The following is a 6,836-nucleotide window of genomic DNA, read 5'->3' as shown; positions in this document are numbered from 1 at the left end:
GAAAGTAATGATTTTGATTCATTTATGAAATTCGCAGTGTAGTTTTGTGCAATTTTTCAAATTTGCTCATTTATAGCTATAGATATTTTCTTATTGTCAATTATGCAAAATAATGTGTCCAATAAAAAGGACTTGCAATTTTATCGGCAATGTCCTGTGATAGCAGAAGCATCAGATTTTCCAAGAACTTTTCCAAATATGTCTAAGCGGTCATTTTCACTAACCTTGATAGGTGCATACTTTTCATTAAGTGAGATAAGGAAAATTCCGTCTTTATCGTTTTGTAATTTCTTAATATAGGCTTCTCCGTTTAGAGCGAAGATGCCGATTTCTCCATTAGCAACAGATTCCTGTTGTAATACCCATGCAATCTGACCATCGTGGAATTCAGGTTCCATACTGTCACCACTAATGCGTACACCGAAAGTAGTATCTTCCGGCAGGATAGATTCATCTATGCGTACAGTATCTTTCGGTCCGTCTATAAGGAAGTTACCGGTTCCGGTTGATACGGCATTTTCAAAAATATCAATGCTACGGAATGGAATTATCTTAGCAGTCTGCTTTTCATACATTCCGGATGCGTGGAGCAGATTGATATAATCCATAGCTTTTTCCCTGCCTTCATCAGTTAGTGATGAGAAAGAATCGGCAGGATTTACTCCAAAATATGCTTCATACATGTTAGTAATACCAAGGATTCTACACACTTTGTAAAATATGGTAACGCTCGGCTCAGCAAGATTTCTCTCCCAGTTGGATATGGCTTTATAGGAAATGGTAATGCCTTCCTTTGCCAGTTCATCAGCGAGATCCTGTTGGAGCAAGCCTTTCTTTTTTCTATATGTTGAAATGATTTCTCCGATTGAGTACATACATACGCCTCTTTTCTTTCATTTTGTTGATTTCAAATGTCTCTTTTCACTCCATAGTATATAGCAATAGTGCCAATTATTCAAGTTAAAAATCCAATATAATGAGAAAAAGGACACATGTGTCTGTTGACAGTCGATTATTCTTGGGGTTATACTATGCCCTGTAAGGAACATTACTCATATACTTGGACTAAAGGTTATGGTAGTGACAGATTAAATGCAGGAGGTGATGCAGATGGGAGACAGGGTAATACTTCATTCAGATATCAACTGTTGTTATGCTTCGATTGAACATTTGCATCATCCTGAGCTTGCAGGAAAGCCACTGGCAGTAGGCGGTGACCCGGAGGCAAGACATGGGATTGTCTTAACAGCCGACTATATTGCCAAAAAGTACGGTGTGAAAACAGGAATGGCACTCTGGCAGGCAAAGCAAGTCTGTCCGGACATAACATTTGTATCACCAAGAATGGACTTATATCTTCGATTTTCAAGGATGGCTCATGAGATATATGCAGAATATACGGACAGACAGGAGCCATATGGAATTGATGAGTGCTGGCTTGATGTGACAGGGAGTAGCTCCCTTAAAGGGGATGGATTGCTCATTGCACAGGAAATCAGCAGGAGAATGAAGTCAGAGCTTGGCATCACAGTGAGTGTTGGTGTTTCTTTCAATAAGATATTTGCAAAGCTTGGTTCAGATTATAAGAAGCCTGATGCAATCATAACTATGTATAAGAGTGAGTTTAAGCAGAAGGCTTGGTCACTTCCGGTGGCAGATCTTCTATACGTTGGCAAAAGTACGAACAGAAAGCTTGCATTATTTGGTATCAAAACCATAGGTGATCTTGCAAGGGCAGATGAAGATGTGCTTAACAGTCACCTTGGAAAGATGGGCAGTATCTTATGGTTGTTTGCTAATGGCTATGATGATTCACCTGTCAAGCTGGAGAATACCCACGCTCCAATCAAATCGGTGGGAAACAGTACAACGACACCAAAGGATTTAGTATGCGATGAGGATGTAAAGATTGTACTTTATATTCTGGCTGAGAGTGTTGCAGCAAGACTTCGTGAGAATGGATTCCGGTGCAGAGTGGTTGAGATAAGTGTCAGGGATAATGAGCTATTCTCTTTTACCCGTCAGAAAAAGATTGACCATGCAACAAACATCACCGGAGAGATAGCTGCATACGCTTATCAGATATTTAAGGAAAACTATAACTGGAGCAAGCCAATCCGTAGTGTTGGTGTCCGAGGTGCAGACTTAGTAACAGATAATTATTGGGAACAGATTGATTTGTTCTCAAGTGTGGAGAAGCGTGAAAAGCAGATGAAGATGGATTCAGCGGTTGATGAGATACGCAGAAGATTTGGATTTTACAGTATCCAGAGGGGACTCATGTACCGGGACAGGATTCTGTCGGCAGTCAATGCAAAAGAAGAACACACAGTACATCCACATGGGTATTTTTCAGGTTAGCAACGAGAAGTGCCAGATAATCAAGGCACAGATGTGTTGTGCTTGCACATAAACATATGGGACTTGGTTATCTGATACGGCGACTGCCGTGAGCGAAATGAAGCGAAGCGGAATTGAGCTGCACTACGAGTAGCGATAGAGTTAAAGAAGAGGGAGGCGGAACATGAGCGAAGCAGCAAGAATTGATCTGGTAGACAGGGCACCATTGACGGAGAAGCAGCAGAATGTGTATGAAAGTATTATGCAATATCAGCGTGTGAATGGTTATGCTCCTACTATCAGAGAGATATGCAAGATGGTAGGGGTGGCATCGACTTCAAGTGTTTATGCACATCTGAAAATATTAGAAGAAAAAGGCTATATAGCAAGGAAGATGGATGCTTCCAGAGCAATAGCAATCTTGTAAGGAAGGTGATTACATTGAGCAATAAGGTATATGTTGATGTACTTGCAGAGTTTTCAAAGGACGGACTGCTCATTCCCAAAGAGATAACATGGGAAGATGGCAGAAAGTATGAGATTACACGAGTAAAAGACAAGCGCAGAGCAGCCAGTACAAGGGCTGGCGGAGTTGGAGAGCGTTATACCTGCGTGGTAGATGGAAAGGAAATATTCCTTTTCTATGAAGATAACAATATGTGGTTTATGGAAAGAGCCGGAGCCTGATGTGAATGTGTGCTAACAGCACAATTCATATCAGTTGGCTTTAGATCAGCAAAGCCGGGGAATGTGCATACATTCATCGGAACTCCCGGCAAAAGGCTTGCAAAGGTGATTTCCCTTTCCTTTACGAGTACAGAATTGTAGATTGATGATTTTGTATGAATAAGGAGCGAACTGAATTGAACAAAGGAAATGTTATAGAAATTAGATGTAAAAAATGCAACAAGTTAATGATGGAATACTTTGTATGCGGTGATGATTCCGCTGTGGCACTGCAGAACATTGGAATTAAATGTGACAGATGCAAGCGAGTGATGATACTCAAGAAGTATTCCGAGGGAATGATGAAGGAACATTCTGAGAATGGGACTTTCAGAATATAAAGATTGAAAATTAAATTACAGCCCACCTGATAAGGGCACATCGAAAGATGGAAGCACCAGAGACGCAGGGGAAACGAACAGTATTTATGATACTGGTTTCCTCGTGCGTCTTTTTTGTGCTGTAAAGGTAATCCGACTTGTTCGTTTCCAAGGGCGGCAAGGAGGATTTATGAGCAGTAAAGCACAGACAAGAGAAAAGGATTATGAGAGAGGATTACGAATTGCTGATAGGAGAAAGGCGATGGGATTATCACAGGATGAGTTAGCTCATAGAGTGGGTATAGGCAGACAGGCCTTATCAGCTATTGAAAACGGTGGAGATTTTAAGGTCTCTGTGTTGAGAAAAATTGCTGTTGTATTAAATTGTTCAACAGATGAATTATTATATGGAGTATTTTCAAGCATAAATGAGGAAATGCAAGATAACATTATGAATGAATTGAAAAGAATGAGCAAGGACGAGATAAAAAAATGGTTGTATATGCTCCGGGCAGTTAACGATATTTCACAGGATGTTAAGACTTTTAATAAAAAAATATACTGATATAATAAAATGAAAGGGCGGTGGTTAGTATGGCAATGTATGATATAGATTCAAATTATAAGTGTGAAAAGCACACATATGCAAGCTTGTGTCAGGAATTGATGTATGAGTATGAAATTAAAACAGGAGAGGGTGCACCCTCGGAAGAATATTTTCGTTACAAGATAAAAAACGCGAAAAATAATGGAATTATAAATAAGTTAAATAGATTACTTGGTACGGATATAGAAAAATTGGTGTCACATGCCCCCGAACCAGAAGTGGAAAGATTTAATTTATTGAAGCTAGTTAAATTAATATATTATATTGAAAAGGATGGAAATGCAAAAAATACTCAAAAACAGGATGATAATGTAAGAGTATTAATAACAGATATATTAAAAAAGCCTCGATTGGATAACATTAAGACAGAATATACAGAGAAAAGTGAATATGGTGATTGCTTTGAAAACTTATTTTTAAAAGTAAAATCACAAGTATCAGATGCGGAGTCCAGAATTTCAAAAATAGAAGCAATGAATGAGTATTGGGAATACACTACTGATATGGTGTTTGATTATGTTATAACAGACAAAGCATTAGATAATCCTCAAGAAGCCATTCAAGAATTAGAGAGAATACATAGATTTTTAAAAGAAAGAGTGTTGGCAAGACTAGTTATAGATAATCCTCCAGTTACATATGAAAAAAGCATTTTTGAAAATTTTTTAGATCTGTTGATATCGCATCGTGTTTTGTGCAGTGATATGGACAGACTAAATATTAATTATCGAATATGCGAAATTAAAGAACCAGATAAAAAATATGTAGAATTATTTCGAAGTCGAGAAGGATATGAGATATCTAGAAATAATATAAAAATATTGGAAGATTTTATCTGCCGAGAAACGGAAAACAAAGACATAAAAGATATTATGTGTTTAATATTATGGGGATTAGATAAGAAATATTATGATTATAAGGCATGTAGGTTTGCAATAAAGCATTATGAGACAGTGCTGAATTGGTGGATAGCAGGAAAGAATATAGATGTATCTGAATCAGTAGCGATTGATACTTTTATTGTGATTATGCAGGAATTGATAGTTGTATATAAAGACAAAGAGGGGTTGAAAAATGATTATGTTGGTTACAATAACCCTAAGCGTTCATTGATTGCTTCGGTTAGAAATCCTGCAAAAGCTGATGCAGTGGCTGTTCAGGCTTGGATAAAAAAATTGGAAAATCGAGTTGTAGCAAATTTAGGTGCAATAGAACTTATTAGAAAAAAACGTGAGATAGAAAATGTAATATATGAGATTAAGAAGTATGCGTTCTCATTTTGCAACTTAGAGGATATGAATTTTGTGAGTTCGCAAATTTATTATATATCATCAAGATGTATGATTAGCCAAGAGTATGCGAAGAATATAGGTAATCAATTTGCAAGTGAAATTTGTAAACATTTATCTCCAAAAATCCATAATGTGAATGTTATACTACCTCCAGAAGGTGTTAATGTATATAATATGTTTAAGGATTTTTCTATTGATAGATCAAGTGAATTGGAACGAACAGCCTTTGAATTAGCAGAGATGATGAATGATTTGTATAATGAGGATGAGCTGATAACAGCAAGAAGTTTTAAAATTTATGTGAGCATATCATGGTCAGAAAAAGGTAACAGAAAGTCCTTACTAACTTTTTGGATTAATAGAGAAACCAATTGTATTGAGTATAAACAATATGTGGGCGTGGAGTCTGATGAAAATTGCGATAGGATGAGACATTTAGGATTAGGAAAATTTATTGTAGATGGAAATCCAAATATAAAGTTTTTTTAGAAGTAAGAAATTTAGGGGAATTACCTCAGGAAAAAATATCATAGTGAAAATAAAATTAGGTCATAAGAGAGAATTCTTATGACCTGATTTTTTTTTGCATGAAAGGAGGTGGGACCAGATGGCAGAAATAAAGAAGGACTTTGCACGGGGTAACAGAATATCAGAGAAAAGAAAAAAATTGGGAATGAGTCAAGATGAAATGGCAGAACGTATTGGAATTTGTAGGCAAGCCCTGTCTGCCATCGAAAATGGAGGAGCGTTTAAAACTCAGACATTGGAAAAGTTGGTCTCAGTTCTAGGTACTTCAGAAAGATATATTTTACATGGTAATGGTACAGATTGTGAACTGATTACGGAGGTAATGGTTTTACTGCAGGGAATGGATGAATTGCAGCTCAGACAGTGTTTAGCAATGATAAAGGCAATGAAAAGTGTGTCAATAGAAAAGTAATTGTCGTGTTTACACGACATAACTGTCGCCTGTACACGGTCGGCAATTAGAGGGGGGCAAGTTACAATATAATGCTTGGCGAGCTTCAGGATATGCGTAAGGAAATCAACCTGATCCACAACAGCACTTTAAGAAGCAAATGCCAAAACCTCGTGCAGAAAACGGACAATAAAATCCGTCAGGGATTTTCCGCAGTCAGGCAGACGAAGGATCACCTGATACAGTCTGCCGGAAACGCAATGAAGGCGTTTCGTGAAAAAGGCAAGGATACGCTTGCACAGTCCGTCAGGGCAATGAAAATCCCGGAGGCTCTTGATAAGCTGTCCTCTTTGTTTCACAGGCTGTCAAAGGATATGGCGCAGGATACGATGAAGCTGTCATCTATGAACGCAGAGCTTCAGAGCGCAAAAGGGCATTTCAAAAATATGGGGCTGCTGCTTATCGGGAAAGCCGCTAAGGAAGCGGAGCATACCAAGACGGATAAGGGAATTTTATCAAGACTGAGCCGCTTGTGTGACAAAGTTCAAAAAGGCTTTCCTCCAGTGTTTTTTCTCCATAGATACTTGCTATATCAAGAACGGATCTGACATCCATAAGAGCCTGTTCTTTTA

At 38.0% G+C, this 6,836-nt stretch carries 9 protein-coding genes; 8 read left to right on the top strand and 1 reads right to left on the bottom strand.

Features of this window, described 5'->3' with window-relative positions:
- Nucleotides 1-140 precede the first annotated feature (140 nt).
- Nucleotides 141-875 carry a helix-turn-helix domain-containing protein gene (locus NFS18_RS18670; protein ID WP_251393011.1) on the bottom strand — a complete coding sequence of 245 codons (735 nt, stop codon included), beginning with the start codon at nucleotides 873-875 and terminating at the stop codon, nucleotides 141-143.
- A gap of 235 nt (nucleotides 876-1,110) precedes the next feature.
- Between NFS18_RS18670 and dinB the strand changes: the two genes are divergently transcribed.
- From dinB to NFS18_RS18630, 8 genes are all read left to right on the top strand, one after another.
- Nucleotides 1,111-2,361 carry a DNA polymerase IV gene (gene dinB, locus NFS18_RS18665; RefSeq protein ID WP_251393009.1) on the top strand — a complete coding sequence of 417 codons (1,251 nt, stop codon included), beginning with the start codon at nucleotides 1,111-1,113 and terminating at the stop codon, nucleotides 2,359-2,361.
- A 163-nt stretch (nucleotides 2,362-2,524) separates the two neighbouring features.
- Nucleotides 2,525-2,767 (top strand): LexA family protein, encoded by a 243-nt coding sequence (locus NFS18_RS18660; RefSeq protein ID WP_004611567.1) that lies wholly within the window; start codon nucleotides 2,525-2,527, stop codon nucleotides 2,765-2,767.
- 14 nt (nucleotides 2,768-2,781) lie between these two features.
- Complete coding sequence (locus tag NFS18_RS18655; RefSeq protein ID WP_154266625.1) at nucleotides 2,782-3,027, top strand: hypothetical protein; 246 nt, start codon at nucleotides 2,782-2,784, stop codon at nucleotides 3,025-3,027.
- A 176-nt stretch (nucleotides 3,028-3,203) separates the two neighbouring features.
- Nucleotides 3,204-3,407 carry a hypothetical protein gene (locus NFS18_RS18650; RefSeq protein ID WP_022172035.1) on the top strand — a complete coding sequence of 68 codons (204 nt, stop codon included), beginning with the start codon at nucleotides 3,204-3,206 and terminating at the stop codon, nucleotides 3,405-3,407.
- A gap of 169 nt (nucleotides 3,408-3,576) precedes the next feature.
- Nucleotides 3,577-3,951: a helix-turn-helix domain-containing protein gene (locus NFS18_RS18645; protein ID WP_251393001.1), complete on the top strand. Its 375-nt coding sequence runs from the start codon at nucleotides 3,577-3,579 to the stop codon at nucleotides 3,949-3,951.
- A 29-nt stretch (nucleotides 3,952-3,980) separates the two neighbouring features.
- Complete coding sequence (locus NFS18_RS18640; RefSeq protein ID WP_251392999.1) at nucleotides 3,981-5,774, top strand: hypothetical protein; 1,794 nt, start codon at nucleotides 3,981-3,983, stop codon at nucleotides 5,772-5,774.
- A gap of 118 nt (nucleotides 5,775-5,892) precedes the next feature.
- The gene (locus tag NFS18_RS18635) at nucleotides 5,893-6,225 is read left to right on the top strand and encodes a helix-turn-helix domain-containing protein (protein ID WP_251392997.1); all 333 of its coding nucleotides are present in this window, start codon (nucleotides 5,893-5,895) and stop codon (nucleotides 6,223-6,225) included.
- A gap of 71 nt (nucleotides 6,226-6,296) precedes the next feature.
- Nucleotides 6,297-6,812, top strand: coding sequence for a DUF6674 family protein (locus tag NFS18_RS18630; RefSeq protein ID WP_251392995.1), 516 nt, complete (start codon nucleotides 6,297-6,299; stop codon nucleotides 6,810-6,812).
- Nucleotides 6,813-6,836 lie beyond the last annotated feature (24 nt).

The organism is Mediterraneibacter agrestimuris, assembly GCF_943193195.1.
Lineage (GTDB): Bacteria > Bacillota > Clostridia > Lachnospirales > Lachnospiraceae > Schaedlerella > Schaedlerella agrestimuris.
Note: the sequence above shows the minus strand (reverse complement) of the source record. Positions and strands in the feature narration are given on the sequence as shown.

Excerpts from the sequence above, each read along its gene's own strand:
- NFS18_RS18670 (WP_251393011.1), bottom strand. The coding sequence starts at position 875 with ATGTACTCAATCGGAGAAATCATTTCAACATATAGAAAAAAGAAAGGC.
- dinB (WP_251393009.1), top strand. The coding sequence starts at position 1,111 with ATGGGAGACAGGGTAATACTTCATTCAGATATCAACTGTTGTTATGCT.
- NFS18_RS18660 (WP_004611567.1), top strand. The coding sequence starts at position 2,525 with ATGAGCGAAGCAGCAAGAATTGATCTGGTAGACAGGGCACCATTGACG.
- NFS18_RS18645 (WP_251393001.1), top strand. The coding sequence starts at position 3,577 with ATGAGCAGTAAAGCACAGACAAGAGAAAAGGATTATGAGAGAGGATTA.
- NFS18_RS18640 (WP_251392999.1), top strand. The coding sequence starts at position 3,981 with ATGGCAATGTATGATATAGATTCAAATTATAAGTGTGAAAAGCACACA.
- NFS18_RS18635 (WP_251392997.1), top strand. The coding sequence starts at position 5,893 with ATGGCAGAAATAAAGAAGGACTTTGCACGGGGTAACAGAATATCAGAG.
- NFS18_RS18630 (WP_251392995.1), top strand. The coding sequence starts at position 6,297 with ATGCTTGGCGAGCTTCAGGATATGCGTAAGGAAATCAACCTGATCCAC.